The organism is Micromonospora sp. NPDC049645, from assembly GCF_040675155.1.
In the GTDB taxonomy this organism is placed as follows: Bacteria; Actinomycetota; Actinomycetes; order Mycobacteriales; family Micromonosporaceae; genus Micromonospora.
Window position 1 is genome coordinate 238,271 of record NZ_JBFAOI010000006.1, and the last position, 16,822, is coordinate 255,092.

General features: G+C 72.4%; 17 protein-coding genes, 1 tRNA gene and 1 pseudogene. 9 read left to right on the top strand and 10 right to left on the bottom strand.

The features are described from left to right. Positions 1–51 precede the first annotated feature (51 nt). Positions 52–1,335: a glycosyltransferase 87 family protein gene (locus AB0J33_RS16610; protein WP_363614324.1), complete on the top strand. Its 1,284-nt coding sequence runs from the start codon at positions 52–54 to the stop codon at positions 1,333–1,335. Positions 1,336–1,717: 382 nt separating this feature from the next. On the opposite strand, the pseudogene AB0J33_RS16615 reads toward AB0J33_RS16610, so the two are convergent. The 3 genes and pseudogenes from AB0J33_RS16615 to AB0J33_RS16625 form a co-directional block, all read right to left on the bottom strand. After that, positions 1,718–2,017: pseudogene (locus tag AB0J33_RS16615) on the bottom strand (hypothetical protein); the annotation flags it as partial. A 686-nt stretch (positions 2,018–2,703) separates the two neighbouring features. After that, the gene (locus AB0J33_RS16620) at positions 2,704–3,444 is read right to left on the bottom strand and encodes a YcnI family protein (protein ID WP_363614326.1); all 741 of its coding nucleotides are present in this window, start codon (positions 3,442–3,444) and stop codon (positions 2,704–2,706) included. Positions 3,445–3,461: 17 nt separating this feature from the next. After that, complete coding sequence (locus AB0J33_RS16625; protein WP_363614328.1) at positions 3,462–5,129, bottom strand: copper resistance protein CopC; 1,668 nt, start codon at positions 5,127–5,129, stop codon at positions 3,462–3,464. Positions 5,130–5,301: 172 nt separating this feature from the next. On the opposite strand from AB0J33_RS16625, the gene AB0J33_RS16630 reads away from it, so the two are divergent. From AB0J33_RS16630 to AB0J33_RS16645, 4 genes are read left to right on the top strand one after another with little or no spacing between them, the layout of a single operon-like run. After that, positions 5,302–5,892, top strand: coding sequence for a sigma-70 family RNA polymerase sigma factor (locus AB0J33_RS16630; RefSeq protein ID WP_363614330.1), 591 nt, complete (start codon positions 5,302–5,304; stop codon positions 5,890–5,892). A 32-nt stretch (positions 5,893–5,924) separates the two neighbouring features. Further along, a complete protein-coding gene (locus AB0J33_RS16635) occupies positions 5,925–6,452 on the top strand; it encodes a MauE/DoxX family redox-associated membrane protein (protein WP_363614332.1) in 528 nt (175 codons plus the stop codon). Continuing rightward, entirely contained in the window at positions 6,445–7,161 is a 717-nt protein-coding gene (locus tag AB0J33_RS16640; RefSeq protein WP_363614334.1) for a thioredoxin domain-containing protein, read from the top strand. Before AB0J33_RS16635 ends, AB0J33_RS16640 begins: the two co-directional genes overlap by 8 nt. Next, positions 7,158–8,270, top strand: a complete 1,113-nt coding sequence (locus AB0J33_RS16645; RefSeq protein ID WP_363614336.1) for a hypothetical protein — start codon at positions 7,158–7,160, stop codon at positions 8,268–8,270. The genes AB0J33_RS16640 and AB0J33_RS16645 overlap by 4 nt, the downstream gene beginning before the upstream one ends. On the opposite strand, the gene AB0J33_RS16650 is transcribed toward AB0J33_RS16645, so the two are convergent. The 4 genes from AB0J33_RS16650 to AB0J33_RS16665 are packed head-to-tail and all read right to left on the bottom strand — an operon-like array spanning position 8,254 to position 10,932. Beyond that, on the bottom strand, positions 8,254–9,012 hold the full coding sequence (locus tag AB0J33_RS16650; protein ID WP_363614338.1) for an ABC transporter ATP-binding protein: 759 nt from the start codon (positions 9,010–9,012) through the stop codon (positions 8,254–8,256). The two genes, AB0J33_RS16645 and AB0J33_RS16650, sit on opposite strands and share 17 nt — an antisense overlap. After that, positions 9,009–9,779, bottom strand: coding sequence for a cobalt ECF transporter T component CbiQ (gene cbiQ, locus AB0J33_RS16655; protein WP_363614340.1), 771 nt, complete (start codon positions 9,777–9,779; stop codon positions 9,009–9,011). Before cbiQ ends, AB0J33_RS16650 begins: the two co-directional genes overlap by 4 nt. Positions 9,780–9,793: 14 nt before the next feature. Next, positions 9,794–10,219, bottom strand: coding sequence for a PDGLE domain-containing protein (locus AB0J33_RS16660; protein WP_363614342.1), 426 nt, complete (start codon positions 10,217–10,219; stop codon positions 9,794–9,796). Then, entirely contained in the window at positions 10,216–10,932 is a 717-nt protein-coding gene (locus AB0J33_RS16665; RefSeq protein WP_363614344.1) for an energy-coupling factor ABC transporter permease, read from the bottom strand. The genes AB0J33_RS16660 and AB0J33_RS16665 overlap by 4 nt, the downstream gene beginning before the upstream one ends. A 277-nt stretch (positions 10,933–11,209) precedes the next feature. Here AB0J33_RS16665 and bcp point away from each other — a divergent pair, with 277 nt between their 5' ends. The 3 genes from bcp to AB0J33_RS16680 all read left to right on the top strand — a co-directional run bounded on the left by bcp (position 11,210) and on the right by AB0J33_RS16680 (position 12,606). After that, on the top strand, positions 11,210–11,686 hold the full coding sequence (bcp, locus tag AB0J33_RS16670; protein ID WP_363614346.1) for a thioredoxin-dependent thiol peroxidase: 477 nt from the start codon (positions 11,210–11,212) through the stop codon (positions 11,684–11,686). A gap of 119 nt (positions 11,687–11,805) precedes the next feature. After that, positions 11,806–11,888 (top strand) — tRNA-Leu (locus AB0J33_RS16675). A 181-nt stretch (positions 11,889–12,069) separates the two neighbouring features. After that, the gene (locus AB0J33_RS16680) at positions 12,070–12,606 is read left to right on the top strand and encodes a GNAT family N-acetyltransferase (RefSeq protein WP_363614348.1); all 537 of its coding nucleotides are present in this window, start codon (positions 12,070–12,072) and stop codon (positions 12,604–12,606) included. Between the two features lie 4 nt (positions 12,607–12,610). On the opposite strand, the gene AB0J33_RS16685 is transcribed toward AB0J33_RS16680, so the two are convergent. The 3 genes from AB0J33_RS16685 to AB0J33_RS16695 all read right to left on the bottom strand — a co-directional run bounded on the left by AB0J33_RS16685 (position 12,611) and on the right by AB0J33_RS16695 (position 15,452). After that, a complete protein-coding gene (locus AB0J33_RS16685) occupies positions 12,611–13,597 on the bottom strand; it encodes an expansin EXLX1 family cellulose-binding protein (RefSeq protein WP_363614350.1) in 987 nt (328 codons plus the stop codon). Between the two features lie 198 nt (positions 13,598–13,795). Next, complete coding sequence (locus AB0J33_RS16690) at positions 13,796–14,614, bottom strand: MOSC N-terminal beta barrel domain-containing protein (RefSeq protein ID WP_363614352.1); 819 nt, start codon at positions 14,612–14,614, stop codon at positions 13,796–13,798. Between the two features lie 4 nt (positions 14,615–14,618). Continuing rightward, the gene (locus AB0J33_RS16695) at positions 14,619–15,452 is read right to left on the bottom strand and encodes a class I SAM-dependent methyltransferase (protein ID WP_363614354.1); all 834 of its coding nucleotides are present in this window, start codon (positions 15,450–15,452) and stop codon (positions 14,619–14,621) included. 410 nt (positions 15,453–15,862) lie between these two features. Between AB0J33_RS16695 and AB0J33_RS16700 the strand changes: the two genes are divergently transcribed. Next, positions 15,863–16,765, top strand: coding sequence for an LCP family protein (locus tag AB0J33_RS16700; protein ID WP_363614629.1), 903 nt, complete (start codon positions 15,863–15,865; stop codon positions 16,763–16,765). Positions 16,766–16,822: the final 57 nt, after the last annotated feature.

The following is a 16,822-nucleotide window of genomic DNA, read 5'->3' on the forward strand; positions in this document are numbered from 1 at the left end:
CACGCCCCGCGGCTGCGCGCTCTCGGCGGACCGGCCCGCTAGGGTTTCGGGGTGCCAGCAGAACCCGTCGCACCGCCCGCCGTCACCGAAGACGATCCCGGCGGCCGTACGGTCCGTCGTCTGGTCGCGGTGGTGGCTCTCGGCGCCGTGTTGCCAGCGCTGTACCTGCCCGGCCTCGTGCACAACTTCTTCGACCTCAAGATTTACATGTCCGCGATGGACTGGTGGCGCGTCGGCCACCCGCTCTACGACTACGTCCAACCCGACCGGGTGCAGGGCGAGTTGTACTTCACCTACCCGCCGTTCAGCGCGCTGTTGCTGTGGCCGTTCGGTCTGCTGCGGCTCGGCGCCACCGTGACGATCTTCACGGTGCTCACCGTGCTGGCCGTGGTGCTGACCACCCGATGGCTGGTGACTCCGGTGATCGCCCGACACGACCTGCCCCGAACGTTCACCCTGATCGCCGCCGTGCTGCTGGTACTGAGCGTGGAGAGCATCCGCGAGACGATCACCTTCGGCCAGATCAACATGCTGCTGATCGTGCTGATCCTGGCCGACCTGCTGTTCGCGGTGCCGCAGGCGCGGCGCTGGGCCGGGGTGGGCGTGGGGCTGGCGACGGCGCTCAAGCTCTTTCCCGGCATCTTCATCGTGTACCTGCTGGCCACCCGGCGGTGGCGGGCCGCCGCGGTGGCGAGCGTGACGGCCGCGGCGGCGACCCTGCTCGCGGCGGCGATCGCCCCGCGGGACTCGTGGCGGTTCTGGACGCACGAGCTGTGGACCACCGAGCGGGTGGGACGCACCGACATCGTCGGCAACCAGTCGCTGTTCGGCCTGCTCAGTCGGTTCACCGCGCCGGAAAAGCCGGACCGGCTGCTCTGGCTGCTGCTGGTCGCCGTGGTCGCCGGCTACGGGCTGTGGCGGGCCGCCCGCGCCGCGCGGGCCGGCGACCAGTTGACGGGGTTGACGCTGACCGGGCTGGTGGGCTCCCTGGCGAGCCCGATCACCTGGACCCACCACATCTACTGGTTCGTGCCGGCGGTGGTGCTGCTCGCCGACGCGGCGTTGAGCGCCGACCGTCCGGACGAGCTACGCCGCCGCCAGTGGTTGGCCGGGCTCGCGGTGGCGATCGCCGCCCTGACCATCTACGGCGTGGTGACGTTCCAGGCTTGGGGCGTGGCAGCGGTCCGCACTCATGACCCGTTGGACTTCGTCCTGCAGAACACCTACGTGCTGCTCAGTCTGGTGCTACTGGTGGCGTTGCCGGTGCGGTCGGGGCTCGGTGTGGAAAATCGCACCAACTGGACAGACCTCCCGAGTAGCCATGTTCGGCGCTAACCTGTCCTCATCTACCTCAAGCGTCGCTCGGGTAGCACCGATCCCCCGGTGAGGGTGGCCCTCCACGTCGGCAGCGCGGAGGGCCACTCGCCGTTTTCCCTCCGCCACGGGTCAGGCCGGGACCGGCCAACACCGGCCGGACCGCCAACCGGCCGGACCGCCAACCGGTCACACCGTCAACCGGTCACACCGTCAACCGGCGGAGCCGTCAGCCGGTCGGACCGTCAACCGGGCGCGCCGGCACCGGCCGGGCCGTGGCCTCGTCCGGGTCGGGAGGCGGCCACGCCAGACTCAGCGTCACCTCCGGTGGGCGGGGTAGGCGGGACGGCTCGTCCAGGTCGGCGAGGGTGGCCGGCCGCGCCGGCTGCGCGCCGATCGCCGACCGGGGCCGCTCCCGCGCGCCCGAGCCGACCGGAGTGAGTTCCCGGGCCGGCATCGGCGGGGCCGAGTCGGGTTCCCGCGAGCCCAGACCGCTCAGCGAGGTGACCCCGAGCCGGCCGGCGAGCACCGGCACCTGATCCGGTTCGACCACGAAGATCACCTCGCGCGGGCGTACCGGTCGCAGCAGGAGCACCGCCGCGCCCACCATCAGCAGCACGCCGACGGCCAGCAGACCCCAGGTGGCCGGGCCCGTCCAGCCGGCCCGCAACTCGGCGCGCAGGTCCAGGGCCAGGTCGGCACCCCCGTCGGGGCGCATCACCACCAGGCTCATCGGTTCGCCGGCCAAATCCTCCGCGCTCCACTCCAGCGAGCCGATTCCCTCGCGTACCCAGAAGGGCCGACCCAGCGGCGTGACCGGCTCGTCGGCCGTCGCGACGCCCGGGGCGTCGGCGGCCGGTCCGGCCGGGTCCAGCCGGACCGGCAGCGGACCCCGGGCCAGCGCCACCCGGCGGACGGCGGCGTGCGGCACCGCTTCCAGCCAGCCACGCACCTCGACGGTGGGCGCCAAGCCGACGAAGGCGGGGCCGTCCGGGGTGTGGGCGTCCAGTCGCAGCCGGGTCTGGGCGGTACGCGCGAAGGGCGCCTCCTGCCGCAGCAACCGGTCGACATCGGTGACCACGACCGCGTGACCGGGTGTGCGAACCGTTTCGAAGCGGGCGGCGAAGGCCCCACCAGGGTCGGCGTGTCGCCCAACCAGCCACAGCCCGCCACCGGCGAACAGCGCCGGGATTCCGACGACCAACAGCAGCACTCCGGCAATCACCCGCACGAACCGCATCCGCACCGTCCCCTTCCGTAGTCGAACACCCGGCCGACCTTACCGACGTAGCCCGTCTGATCAGGGGATATCCACGGCACGGTCGGCACCGACTCCGGAAAGCGCGCTGGCCCGCCGGATGATCCGGCGGGCCAGCGGGCGTCTCGGGGTCAGGGCTTGGCGACCGGCTCCCGGCGCGTACGCGTGAACGCCAGCCCGCCCAGCACCAGGCCGGCCAGTCCGGCGACGAGACCGGCCACACCGAGGCCGACCGCGAGCCCGTTGCCCTCGTCGTCATCGTCGTCGCCGGTCGTCGCCACGGCCGCCGCACTCGGCGCGGCGGAGCCGGACGGCGCCGCCGCGGCGGCGGCGAGGGTGAGCACCGGCGCCGGGTGCTCCGGCTCCTCGGCGCCCGGCGCCGGCTCGTCGATCCAGCGCGAGATGTTGCCGTCCGAGTAGGTCTGCAGGACCTTGAAGACCATCGAGTCGACCTGCGGCAGCGGGCCCATGGAGACGGGGAACTCCTGGAACTGACCCGGCTTCACGCCCGCGTCACCGGACGCGGTCCAGGTCAGCTTGGAGACCGCCTCGGTGATCGGGCTGCCGTGCACCTCGATCGGCGGGTCCACCTTGCGCTTCTCGACGGCCACCGTCCAACCGGGGACCGGCATGGTCGACACCGAGCCGAGCGGGGCGTTCTCCGGGAGCACCACCTCGAGCTTGACGGTCGACGCGCTGTCGCTCTCGTTGGGCACCCGGAACGCCACCCGGGCGTAGCCGCCCTGGGTCGCCTCCTTCGGGTTCACCGTGACGTGGGCGGACGCCGGTCCGGCGAAGCCGAGCACAGCGGTGGCGGCGGCGGTGAACGCCAGGGCGGCAGCGGCGGTTGCGGTGCGCCGGAATCGGGTCATGGGTTTCGCGAACCTCTCTAACGGATGGGCACGGTGGCGGTCACCGTGGCCTGGTCGATGTCGGTCGTTCGGGCGGTGATCTTCAGTTGCCACTCGCCGGCGGCGGGCAGGCTGATGTCGCCGTAGGCGTGGCTGTCCGTCAGCGGCAGCAACGGCACCTCGATCGGCTCGATCCCGGCCGACGGCAGCGCGGCGGTCGCCTTCCACTCCGCCACCGGCAGTGGTTGGTTGTCCTTGCCGTACGCGTACAGGTGGATCGAGTTGTTGCCCCGCTCGGCCGGGCTCACCTCGACCTCCATGGAGAAGAGCGGGCTGGACAACCGGGTGCTGAACAGGCCGGCCTCGGCCCCGGCGGACGGCCCGGCCACCGCGGTACGGGCCGGCGTGGTCTGCACGAGGGTGGCGGAGAGAGCCAGCACCACCACGGTGACGGCCAACTCCACCAGGACCGCCCGGCGCACCGGCACCGGGCGTTGCGCCGCGACGCGGCTGCGCACCAACTGCCGGGAGTACGCGGCCACGGCGATGACCAGCGCGAACAGCCCGATCTTGGCGAGCAGCAGTCGCCCGTACGTGGTGTCGAAGAGCGCCTGCGGGGTGGCCACCTCGATCAGCGCCTGAACGGTGCCGGCCAGCAGTAGCGCCGAGACGGCGAGCGCCGCCCAACGCGACCAGATCGGCAGGATCGCGCCCAACTCCCGCTCGTCGGCCTGCCGCAGCAGGAAGACGGCGAGCATGAGCAGACCACCCAGCCAGACCGCCATGCTGCCCAGGTGGACCGCGTCGACCACCACCGAGACCGCCGGCGCCGGGGAGGCCGCCGGGTGCCCGGCCAGCGGCCAGGTCAGCAGTGCGGCGCCGCCGAGCACGGCCAGGATGATCGCGTCCGCCCGGCCGGCCGGCCGGGCCAGCAGCGGGCGGAGCAGGAAGACGGACGCCGCCAGCAGGCCGAGTCGGACCAGGTGGGCGGCACCGAAGGCGCTGCCGAAGACACTGCCGAACCCCTCGCCGGTGACCTCGAACAGACCACCACCGGCCGTGTAGGGCACCTGCAACCACAGGTCGGCGAGGGTGGCGAAGGCCACCAGGCCGAGGCCGGTCCAGGCCAGCCGGGTCGGCCCGCGCCGGGAGAGCCGTCGCGGCCAGAGCGCGGCGAGCACCAGCGCCGGCCCGACCAGCAGGACCAGGCCCGCGTAGCCGAGGAAGCGGGCCACCTTCACGGCCGTGCCCACCACCGGGTTGGCGCGGCTGTCCGTGCCCGAGTCGACGGGTGGGGTCGAGGGGGCACCGACCGAGTAGGTGAAGGCCCCGGAGACCGGGTGACTGTCGGCGGAGATCACCCGGAAGCTGACCAGGTAGGTGCCGCGCGCGCCGCCCGGGTCCACCGGGATGGTCACGACACCGCCGCTGAACGACGGTTCGCCCCGGTCGGCCCGGGACCCGTCCGGCGCGATGACCCGGATCTTGCCAGGCACCTTGCGGACCGACTCGCTGAACGTCAGGGTCACCTCGGACGGCCCGCTCGGCACGATGGACGCGGCGGCCGGACTGCTGCTTTCCAGCACCGCGTGGGCGCTGGCCGGGGTGGCTGGCGCGATCAGCAAGGCGACGAGGGTGACCAGGAGGCCGGCGGCTGCGGCCAGCCGGGCGGCCCAGCGACGGGGGGCGACAGTCATGCCGGCCATGGTCGCCGATGGTTGTCCCCTTCGGCGACCCGAGGGGGGTGGTCGCTTCTGCGGTCGCGCGTCATGACCTGGTAGTCGGCCGGTGGTGGGGAAAAGTTCCCGACGTGGCGCAGACCATCCAGGGGTCGAACGACCCTGACGCGCCGCCGGGTGCCGCGTAACCTGGTTTGTCGTGATCCCTGTCCCGCGTGACACCGGTGCCGCCGGTCCGGCCGAGCCGGTCGACGAGGTCGCCCGGGACCCGGCAACCGAGTGGGCGCTGACCGCCCGCGACGGTGACCCGACCGCCCAGGCGGCGTTCGTCCGGCTCACCCAGGCCGAGGTGTGGCGCTTCGCCGCCGCCCTGGTCGACCCGGACAGCGCCGACGACCTGACCCAGGAGACCTACCTGCGGGCATTTCGGGCCCTGCCCGCGTTCGAGGGTCGCTCCAGCGTCCGCACCTGGCTGCTCGGCATCGCCCGGCGGGCCTGCGCCGACCACCTCCGCACGGTCATCCGGCGTCGGCGACTCGACGAGCGTCTGACGGCGAACGCGTACACCGACCGCCCGCACCCGGACCCGGCCGGCCAGCTCGGGGCCGCCGACCTGGTCCGCCGGCTCGGCGCCGAGCGGCGCTCCGCGTTCGTACTCACCCAACTGCTCGGCCTGTCGTACGCCGAGGCCGCCGCCGTCGAAGGGGTGCCGGTGGGCACCATCCGTTCCCGGGTCGCCCGGGCCCGCGACGAGCTGGTCGAGGCGGTCGGCGACGCCCTGACCGGCTGAGCGGGGAACTTCCGACGCGGACGGGACGACAAATGAGCGTGACCGCACCCCCTTCCACCCCGGCCGGCCGTTGGCCCGCGCTCCGGCCCTGGCTCGGCACCGCGGCCCGCCTCGGCCTGGCCGCCGTGTGGCTGGTCGCGGGCGCGTCGAAGGTCAGCGACCTGGCCGCCTCCGGGCGGGCGGTGAACGCGTACCAGGTGCTGCCGTACGACGTGGCGACGGTGATCGGCGCGGCGCTGCCCTTCGTCGAGCTGGCGTTGGGCGTGCTGTTGTTGCTCGGGCTGGCCACCCGGCTCGTCGCCGGGGTCTCCGCCGCGCTGCTGGTGGTCTTCATCGTGGGGATCGCCTCGGCGTGGGCGCGTGGGCTGGCGATCGACTGCGGCTGCTTCGGCAGCGGCGGGCAACTGGCGGCGGGGCAGGCCCCGAGTTACCTCCCGGAGATCCTCCGGGACCTGGGATTCTTGATTCTGGCCGGATTTCTGCTGATCTGGCCGCGTACGCCGGTATCGGTGGACGGGTGGTTGTCCGGGGAACCCGTTGTGGAGGACGAGGATGAGTAGTCGCAAGGGGCAGCGGGACGCCGCTCGGGTGGTCCGCGAGCAACTCGCCCGCGAGCGGCGCCGCCGCCGCACGATCTGGGTCTCCGCCGCCGCGGTCGTCGTCCTGGTCGTCGCCGGCGTCGTCGGCTGGGTCGTCTGGTCCAACCAGCGCTCCGGCGACTTCATCACCCCGCCCGGCGCCAACGCGGCCGGCACCGGCATCGTCACCGGCGGCGGCCCGGTCACCGTCGACGTCTACGAGGACTTCCTCTGCCCGATCTGCAAGCAGTTCGAGCAGACCAGTGGGTCGACACTCGAACAGTTGGTGGCCGAGAACAAGGCGAAGGTGGTCTACCACCCGGTCGCATTCCTGAACCGCTTCTCCACCACCGAGTACTCCACCCGCTCGTCGGCGGCCTCCGGCTGCGCCGCGGCGGGCGGCAAGTACCACGACTACGCCAAGGCGCTCTTCGCCCAGCAGCCGCCGGAGGGCAGCGCCGGGCTCACCGACGACCAACTGATCGACATCGGCGTCGGGGTGGGCCTCGACCGGGCCGCCTTCGCCGGCTGTGTGAAGGACGAGACGTACCGGACGTGGACCGAACACGTCACCGACGACGCCAGCCGCAGCAACGTCACCGGCACACCGACCGTCAGGGTCAACGGTCAGCCCGTCGAGAACCCCACCCCGGACGCTCTCACCGCAGCCGTGGCGGCGGCCGGCAAGTGATCCGTACGCTGCTGGGTCGCGCCGGCCTGGTCGCCGCCGCAGCCGGCCTGGCGACCCTGCTCGGCGCGGCGCCCGCCGCCGCGCACGGCGGGGACGCGCCGGACGGCACCGACTACCGCACCCGGACCACCGGCGTGACCCCGGCTCGGCCAGGGCTGGAGGTACGCGTCATCGAGGCGGGCGCCCGACTGGAGCTGACCAACCGCACCGGCCGCGCCGTCGAGGTCATCGGCTACTCCGGGGAGCCGTACCTGCGCGTCGGCCCGGACGGGGTCTACGAGAACAGCCGCTCCCCCGCCACCTACCTGAACCGCACCATCACCGGGGACACCGCGCTGCCGGCCGAGGCCGACCCGGCCGCCCCACCGTCCTGGCGGCGGATCGCCGACGGCGCCACGGCCCGCTGGCACGACCAGCGCGCGCTCTGGCAGGAGTCCTCGCCACCGGCGGCGGTACGCACCGCCCCCGACCGCGAGCACCGGGTCCGGGACTGGACCGTCCCGCTGCGCGACGGCGCCGACCCGGTGGTGATCGGGGGCACGCTGGACTGGGTGCCGCCGCCGGACGCGTACACCTGGTGGGCGTTGACCGTCGTGGGGCTGCTCGCGGTGGGCGCGCTCGGCCTGGCCGCGGCCACCGCCCCGGCCGGTGCCCGCGCGTTGTCCGCACTGGGCGCGTTGCTGATCGTCGGCGGCGCGCTGGCCGTCGGGTACCCGGTGGGGCGCGAGCTGGACGCGGGCGCCCAGGGTGTGGGCGGGGTGCTGGTCGGGCTGCTGTCCGGGCAGGTCTGGTCGCTGCTCACCGGCGTCGGCGCGATCGCCGCCGGTTGGTACGCGCTGCGCCGTCGCCCGGCCGCCGACTTCGTGGTCGCGCTGGCCGGGGCCTGCCTGGCGCTGTTCGCCGGAGCGGCGAACGCCGCCGTGTTCGCCCGCGCCATCGCCCCGGTGCCCTGGTCGCCGGAGGTCGCCCGGGTCATGGTGGCGGTGCTCCTGATCACCGGCACCGGCGCGACGTTCGCCGGCATCCTCCGCCTGCACGCCGCCTCCCGCGCCACCGCCAGGGCACCGCGGGCGGAGGCCGCGCAGCGCGGGTCTACGCCTGCGGGGTGAAGCCGTAGGGCAGTTCCAGGCGGTGTCTTGTCAGCAGGGCGGTGTCGCGGAGCAGGGTGTTGGTGGGGGCGTCGGCGACGATCCGGCCCTGGTCCAGGATCACCGAGCGCTCGCACAGCTCCGCCGCGTACGGCAGGTCGTGGGTGACCATCAGCAGGGTCACCGGCAGGCCGCGCAGGATCTCGGCCAGCTCACGGCGGGCCGCCGGGTCCAGGTTCGACGACGGCTCGTCGAGCACCAGGATCTCCGGATGCATGGCGAGCACGGTGGCCACCGCCACCCGGCGGCGCTGCCCGAACGACAGGTGCTGCGGCGCCCGGTCCCGGTGCTCACTCATCCCCACCGCGGTGAGCGCCTCGTCGACCCGGGCGGCCAACTCGGCCCCGCGCAGGCCCAGGTTCGCCGGCCCGAACGCCACATCCTCCGCCACGGTGGGCAGGAACAGCTGGTCATCCGGGTCCTGAAAGACGATGCCCACCCGGCGACGCACCTCGGCCAGGGTGGCCCGATCCGGGGTGACCGTCAGCCCGCCCACGTTCACGATGCCCTCGGTCGGGGTGAGGATGCCGTTGAGGTGCAGCACCAGCGTGGTCTTGCCGGCGCCGTTGGGCCCGAGCAGCGCCACCCGGTCGCCGCGCGGCACGGTCAGGTCCACCCCGTGCAGGGCGACGTGCCCGTCCGGGTACGCGTAGCGAACGCCCCGGACGTCCAGCGAGACAGCGGTCTGCACGACTCCGATCATGACAGCACGACGGCGGTGGCGGCGATGGAGGCCGCCAACACCGGCACCGTCGCCGCGACCAGCCACTGGCCGACGCTCGCCGCGCCCTCGCCCTGCCACACGGCGGGCATCCGCCCGGTGTAACCCCGGGACAGCATCGCCAGATAGACCCGCTCGCCGCGCTCGAAGGCGCGTAGGAACAACGCCCCGATCCCGGCGGCGAAGCCGCGCAGCTGCCACAGGAAGCGCGGGTCGTCACCACGGGAGATCCGGGCCACCCGCATCCGCCGCGCCTCGCCGACCAGCACGTCGAGGTAGCGCAGCATGAACGTGGCGATCTGGGTGAGCACCTGCGGGCAGCGCAGCCGGTCCAGCCCCACGATCAAATCCCGGGTGGTGGTGGTCGCGGCGAGCAGCAGCGAGGCGAGCACCCCCAGGGTGCCCTTGGCCAGGATGTTCCACGCCCCGTGCAGGCCGTCCTCGGACAGGCGCAGGCCCAGCACCTCGATCCGGTCGCCGCTGCCGAGGAACGGCAGGGCGACGGCGAACAGCACGAACGGCAGCTCGATCAACGCTCGGCCGAGCAACCAGCGCGGGCCCACCCGGGCCAGCGCCGCCACCGCCGCCACCAGCAGGGCGTACCCGCCGAAGGCCCAGAACGCCTCGCGCGGGGTGGCCACCACGGCGATGGTGAAGACCACCATCGCCACGATCTTCACCTCGGGCGGGAGCCGGTGCACCGGCGAGTCCGACTCGCGGTACAGCACGTGCCCGTGACCGGCACCCATCCGCGTTCCCCTGCTCAGCCGTTGGCGTCGGCGTGGCGCCGGTCGCCGGTCGACGTCGCGGCGTCGCCCTCGGTGGCCGTCGTCGCGTCGCCGTCGGTCGGTGTGGTGCCCCGGCGGCGCAGCAACCAGAACCCGCCGGCCCCGATCGCGAAGGTGACCAGCACCCCGAGCACCCCAGAGAGGCCGGTGGAGACGAAGCTGTTGCCCACGCCCCGTACGCCGTAGTCGGCCAGTGGGCTGTCGGCGAGTTCGTGGTCGCGGGCCTGCTGGGCCGGGCAGCTCCCGCCGACGATGTTGTCGTCGGCGTCGACGGTGCAGCCCTTGAGCAGCGACGAGTCCAGCCCGTCCGGGTGGGACGAGGCGTAGTTGCTGACCACGCCGGCGAGCAGCAGGGCGACCAGCAGGCCGCCGGCCAGGAAGGCCCATTGACGGTTCTTCATCGGACACCTCCGGGGACCGGGACGGCGGGGGCGGCGGGCGCGCGGAGGGAACGCAGCGCGTACACCAGGTCGGGGCGTACCTTCGCGACGGTGAGCACGGTGGTGGCCGTGATCAGGCCCTCGCCGATGCCGATCAGCAGGTGGACGCCGGCCATCGTGCCGGCCAGACCACCCAGGTTGTTACCCAGGTCGGTGGTGCCACCCAGCCAGTACTGCAGGACGAAGCCCTGCGACGCGACCACCACGCTGATCATCGCGGCGACGAACGCGGTCACGGCCAGGCCGGCCCGCGTACGGGGCAGCACCCGCAGCAGCACCGCGATCAGCACGTACGCCACGGCGGTGCCGAGCAGCGCCATGTTCGTGATGTTGAGGCCGAGCATCGCCACGCCGCCGTCGCCGAAGATGAGTGCCTGTACGACAAGCACCACGGCGACGCAGAGCGCGCCGACCCACGGGCCGACCAGCATGGCGGCGAGCGCCCCGCCGAGCAGGTGGCCGCTGACGCCGGCCGTGAAGATCGGGAAGTTGAGCATCTGGACGGCGAAGATGAATGCCGCCACCAGGCCCGCCATCGGGGCCAGCCGGTCGTCCAGGTCGCGCCGGGCGCGCAGCACGCAGGCGGTGAGTGCGGCAAGAGCGAGCGCAGCGAAGACCGCCGCCACGGGACCATCGATGATCCCGTTCGAGATGTGCATCGCCAGTGTCTCCACGCGACCTCCCACGCGTCAGCGGCCCGGCCGGGCCGGCGTGGGTCAGCCTATTTCCCAAGCATCGTTGTTGCCAGAGTCTGGCAACAACGGATGGCCTTGATCACTTCCCGGTCAGCTCCGCCCGCCCGCGTCCCGGTGATCGACTCGCCCTCCTGAAAGCCGGGGCATCCCGGGCCCCTTGATGCCCCGACTTTCAGAACCACGAGTTGACCTTCACGGGCCGACGCGCTCCACCCGGCGACGGCAGTGCCCGCCGGTCCGGCGGTAGGGTCGGGCCATGACCGCGCCCGACCGGCTCTCCCCCGGTGACCCCGCGCCCGAGTTCACCCTCGCCACCGACACCGGTGACCAGCTCTCCCTCGCCGACCTGCGGGGCCGCAAGGTCGTCCTGTACGCCTACCCGGCCGCGATGACCCCGGGCTGCACCAAGCAGGCCTGCGACTTCCGCGACTCGCTCGCCTCGCTCCAGGCCGCCGGCTACGAGGTGGTCGGCATCTCCCCCGACAAGCCGGAGAAGCTGGCGAAGTTCCGTGAGCGCGACGCGATCACCTTCCCGCTGGTCTCGGACCCGGACCGGGCGGTGCTGACCGCCTACGGCGCGTACGGCGAGAAGCAGCTGTACGGAAAGACCGTCACCGGCGTGATCCGCTCGACGTTCGTGATCGACGCCGACGGCAAGGTCGAGCGGGCGCTCTACAACGTCAAGGCCACCGGGCACGTCGCCAAGCTCCGCCGCGACCTCGGCCTGGACTGATCCGCCACAGCGGCCCGCCACCGCGAGGCACACGGTGAGTCACGGCTCTCCCGCTGCCGCACTCCGTGCGGCCGGGGCTCGACACCGGCGCGGCAGGACGCTCTAGACTCAGCGGGTTGGCGGGAGTGGCGTAACGGCAGCCGCGATAGGTTTAGGTCCTATTGTCCGAAAGGGCGTAGGGGTTCGAATCCCCTCTCCCGCACTGGTCAACACAGCCGCGTGCCGACGCGGTGTGGTCGGGCACGCCACGCGCCCGCGGTCGTCGGGCGCGTCAACGTCGCGGGTCGCGGGTCTGGTCGTCGGGTGCATCACTGTCGCGGGTCGCGAGCCTGGTCGTCGGGTGCATCACTGTCGCGGGTCGCGAGCCTGGTCGTCGGGTCAGGATGGCGGGCGTGAGTCTGCGCTTCGTTCTCGACCCCGACCTGACCCCGCGGCTACGCGACGAGATCGTCGACCTCTGGGCGGACGTCAGCAACGCCGGCGGCGCGGTCGGTTTCGTGCCACCGGTCACCGCCGCCGACGTACGCGTCATCGCCGATCCCACCTTCGCCGGCATCGCCGACGGACCGGACCGGCTGCTGGTCGGCTACACCGGGGACCGGCTGGCGGCCATGCTGATCTTTGCTGACAACCGCTTCCCGCTCAAGGCGCACTGGTGTGTGCTGAAGCGGGTGATGGTCCACCCGGACGCCCAGGGCACCGGCTGCGGCGCGGCGCTGATGGCGGAGGCGACCCGGCTGGGCCGGGAGTTCGGCCACGAGGCGTTGCACGTCACGGTCCGCGACGGGCTGGGGTTGGACAAGTTCTACGGACGCCTCGGGTACCGGGAGATCGGCCGCCTGCCCGGAGCGCTGCGGGTGGCGCCCGACGACGACCGCGACGAGATCCTGATGTGGCTTGATCTGACGCAGGCCGACTGAGCGGTCAGCCCGTGCACCACCGGGCGTTCGCCCGAGCCGAACTGGTGGCCGGCGCGTCGGTGGCCGGCGCGCTCGTCCTCGTCACCTCGACCGGGCGGCGGGTCGGCGTCGGCGTGCCGGCGGGTCGGTTGCTCCGCTGGCGGGCCGACGCGGACGGACGCGGCGCCGCCCCGCCGCCGGGTGCGTACATCCGGACCGCGCTGTTCTGCACCTGTCCTGGAGCCATCCGAATGCCGCCGACGGTGACCCGGTTTCCGTACACGTCGGCGACCCGGACCTGGAAGGGGCCCGGCCCGGCGCCGGAGGCGATGAGCCAGTAGTTGTAGTCCTGCCGGACGGCCGACTGCCAGGGGCGGCTGCCGCCCTGCCGGACCTCGACCGAGCGCAGCGGGTTGCCGTGGTTGCCGACGCGTACGGCGAACCACCACTGCGACGCGCCCTCCTTGATTCGGAAGGTGAGCGGTCCGGGCAGCGGCGGGTCGACCACCGCGCGGTAGGTGACCGGTACGAGACCCTGCACCGGTTCGGCGATCCGGGCGAACGCCTCACGGGACAGGTCGAGGTGGCCGGGCTCGCACTCCGGGCACTGGTCCATGATGAGCACCCGGACGGTGCCCTTCGGGCCGACCACTTCGAGGAAACCACCGCAGGCGGCACCGGCGGAGTATTCCGTCGGGCCGAGCGCGACGTAGAGCCGGTTGGCCGGGGCCGCCGGGTTCGAGCAGTTGCCGCCGGTGCCGTTCGAGTCGTAGAAGGTCGCCTTGCCGCTGTGGGTCGCGGTGCCGGTGGGCGGCGCGGCGGCGAGCGTCCGACCGGCGGCGCAGGCCGGGGTGGAGCCGGAGCGCAGGGTGAGGGTGAGCCCGAGTGTCGCCGCGAGGACGGTGACACCGGCCGCGATCAGCCACGGCTTCGCGCCGGACGACGGCGCGGGCCGGTCCTGCGCAGGATGGTCCAGGTCGATGGTGATGTCGACAGCGCTTCCATCCGTCACGACGGCGATGGTGCCGGACCCGGCCGCGCAGCGACAAGCGGGCTAAGCCAAAGCTAAGACAGCATCGACGGACGGTGATCGGAGCGTGCGGATTGCCGGTCGGCGCCGCGGTCAGGGCGCGATGACGACCGACGCCGCGGTCAGGGCGCGATGACGACCGACGCTGCGGTCAGGGCGCGATGACGACCGACGCTGCGGTCAGGGCGCGATGACGACCGGCGCGCCCACGGCCACCGGCCCACTGTCCATCGGCACGAGGTTCAGTCCGAAAAGGAGTTTCTGCCGAATGTTGCGGTGCCGGCCGAGGGTGCGCAGCGGCTCCTTCGTGCGTACCCCGGTCTCCTGGTCGGTGGTGGTCACCACGCAGCGGTCGCACGGCCCGGCGGCGCGGAACCACCGGTCGCCGATGCGCATCGACCGGCCGACCCAGTCGTCCTCGGCCCAGGCCGGCGCGCCGCCGACCACCAGGTTGGGTCGGAACCGGGTCATCGGCACCGGCTCCTCCCCCGCCTCGGCCAGCCAGTCGTTGAGAACGTCGAGCGAGGCGGTGTTGGCCAGCAGGAGCGGGTAGGCGTCGGCGAAACTGACCTGGTCGCCGGTGTCGTGTTCGCGGTCGCCGGCGGCCAGGTGGCGGGTCGGCTGGGCCAGCCAGACCAGCCGGACCGGTCGGCCGAGCAGGGTGCCGAGCCAGTCGTCGGCCGCCGGGCCGGCCGGCAGCGCGGGGACCGGGAAGGTGCGGCTGCGAAAGGTACGCACCCCGACCGGTTCACCGGCGGACGGCTCCGGCACGTCGAGGTCGGGCTGCCCCTCGGCGCGCAGCGACAGCCCTCCGGGACGAACCGCGGCCCGCAGGCCGACCAGCCGGGTCGTGTCCCGCTGGGTGACGCCGACACCGTCGGCGTCCACCACCATCCAGCGCCGGTCGCCGGCCAGGCCCCACGGCTGCACCAACGCGCCGTCGTGGTCGAGCCGGTGACAACCCTTGACCGGGTACGTGTGAATCGAGGTCAGCCGCACCCGGCTACCATGCCACGCCGATCCCGTCGCCCGGGTACCAGTGGTTCGCCGGGCTCTCCCGGTAGGCGAGGAACCGCCGGCCGGTGCGTTCGGCGTGCTCGGCGAGCACGTTGGTGCTGGTGACGTTGTCGGTGAGCAGGAGCGCGCCGGGCGCCAGCTTGGGCTCGACGGCGTCGAACTCACGCTTCTCGTGGGCACGGCTGTGGTCGCTGTCGTGCAGGAAGAGGTCGACCGGGCGGTCCAGCGCGCCGATCGACGCGATCGAGTCGCCGATGACCAGGTCGACGACCTCCGACCAGGGCGCGACCCGGGCGAGGTAGCCGGCCTCGGGGTTGATGTCCAGCGAGGTGACCCGGCCCGGGTGCCCCTCCTGCGCGTTGCGCAGCAGGGCCGCCGCCAGGACGACGCTGCCGAGTCCCTTGTCGACACCGGTCTCGACGATGTGAGCCGGGCGGGTGGCCCGGACGATGGCGTACCAGCCGATCCGCCGGGCGTAGCGAATCTCCCTGTCGGCGAGGCGACGCCGGTCGGAGGCGGCGATCGCGGCCAGGAGGTGCTGGCGGAGGGTGTCGTCCGACTCGATCTCGCCGAGGTATGCCCGTACCTGTTTGACGGGGATGTCGCAGACCACGCTGACGAACCAGGCGAGGTGGCCACGGCTCAACGGGGTCAGGTCGTACGTGTAGTTGTGATGCTCGCGCGACGTCAGCAGCCAACGCGCCGAGCGACGCAGCACCTTCGCGTCGTGCCGTGCGATGGTGCGAAACCTCTTGGGAAAGGCGGCAATCGGGGCGAACGGGGTACGTGCGATGGCCCGGCGGAGTTCGATGCGATCCACGAGTGCCGTTGTAGCAGCAATCGGGAGGCAACGGGAAGGCCATCGCAAAAGCCGTTGGTGGCATTGTCCCCAACCCCCCTTGCGGGCCCGCAGAATAAGCCCTTGAAAGCGCTCCCGGGCCGGCGTTACCGGTCGTCCGCCCGAACACAGGGTCGGGTTCGCCGCGCCGGTTGGCACCCTGCGATAACCGAAAGGACGAGGGTGCGCAACAGGCACGGGCAATCAGTAGCATCGCCCGCATGTCTGGTGCTCAGCGGTACACCGATGCCGACACCGAATTCGTCGATCCACACGCAGTCGACCCGTACGAGGATGTCCCGACCGGGGGCAAGCGGCGACGTCGTGGCCCTCGTTGGCGTCGCGTCCTGATCACCTGCCTGGTGGTCGTGGCGATCCTCGGCGGCGGCGGCATGATCGGTGGCGCCCTCTATCTGCGCTCCGTCGAGAAGGACATCGACCGGGTCGACGCCTTCGCCGACGTTCCCGAGGAGGGACGTCCGCAGGCGGTGGCGGGCGGCGCGATGAACATCCTGATCCTGGGCAGCGATTCCCGCGACCCGGACAGCACGGGCGGCTCGCGCACGGACACCATCATCGTCGCGCACATCCCGAAGGACCGGTCCAGCGCGCAACTCGTCTCGATCCCCCGGGACACCTGGGTGAGCGTGCCGAAGGCGAAGAACGGGGAGCACGGCGGACGGGACGCGAAGATCAACGCGGCGTACGCCTGGGGTGGCGTTCCGCTGATGGTGCAAACAGTCGAATCGTTCACCACGGTGCGAATCGACCATGTCATGATTGTCGACTTCGCCGGTTTCAAGGAAATCATCGACGCCCTCGACGGCGTCAACATCAATGCGGAGAAGTCCTTCACCTCGATCCACCCGCCGTTCCGCAAGTTCGAGCAGGGAATGCAGCGGATGGACGGCGAGACGGCCTTGGACTACTCCCGCCAGCGCAAACAGTTCGCCGACGGCGACTTCGCGCGCATCCGGCACCAGCAGCAGGTCATCAAGGCCATCCTCGACAAGGCCGTCTCCGGCGGCATCGTCACCAACCCGGGGCGGCTCAACTCCTTCGTCAAGGCGACCTCGAGCGCCGTGTCGGTGGACGAGAACATGTCGCTGGTCAGCATGGCGACAGACCTGCGGAACCTGCGCGGCCGTAACCTCACCTTCGTCACCAGCCCCACGAAGGGCACCGGTCGGGTGGGCAGCGAGAGTGTCGTCTTCGCGAACAACGAGAAGGCAAAGACCTTCTACGATGCCGTACGCCGGGACTCCGTCGACGAAATTCTCGCCAGTTCCAAGTAACACACCAGGTCGGCGGTCGGTTCGTCGACCGCAACCTTGTCTCGCACCACGGACCGG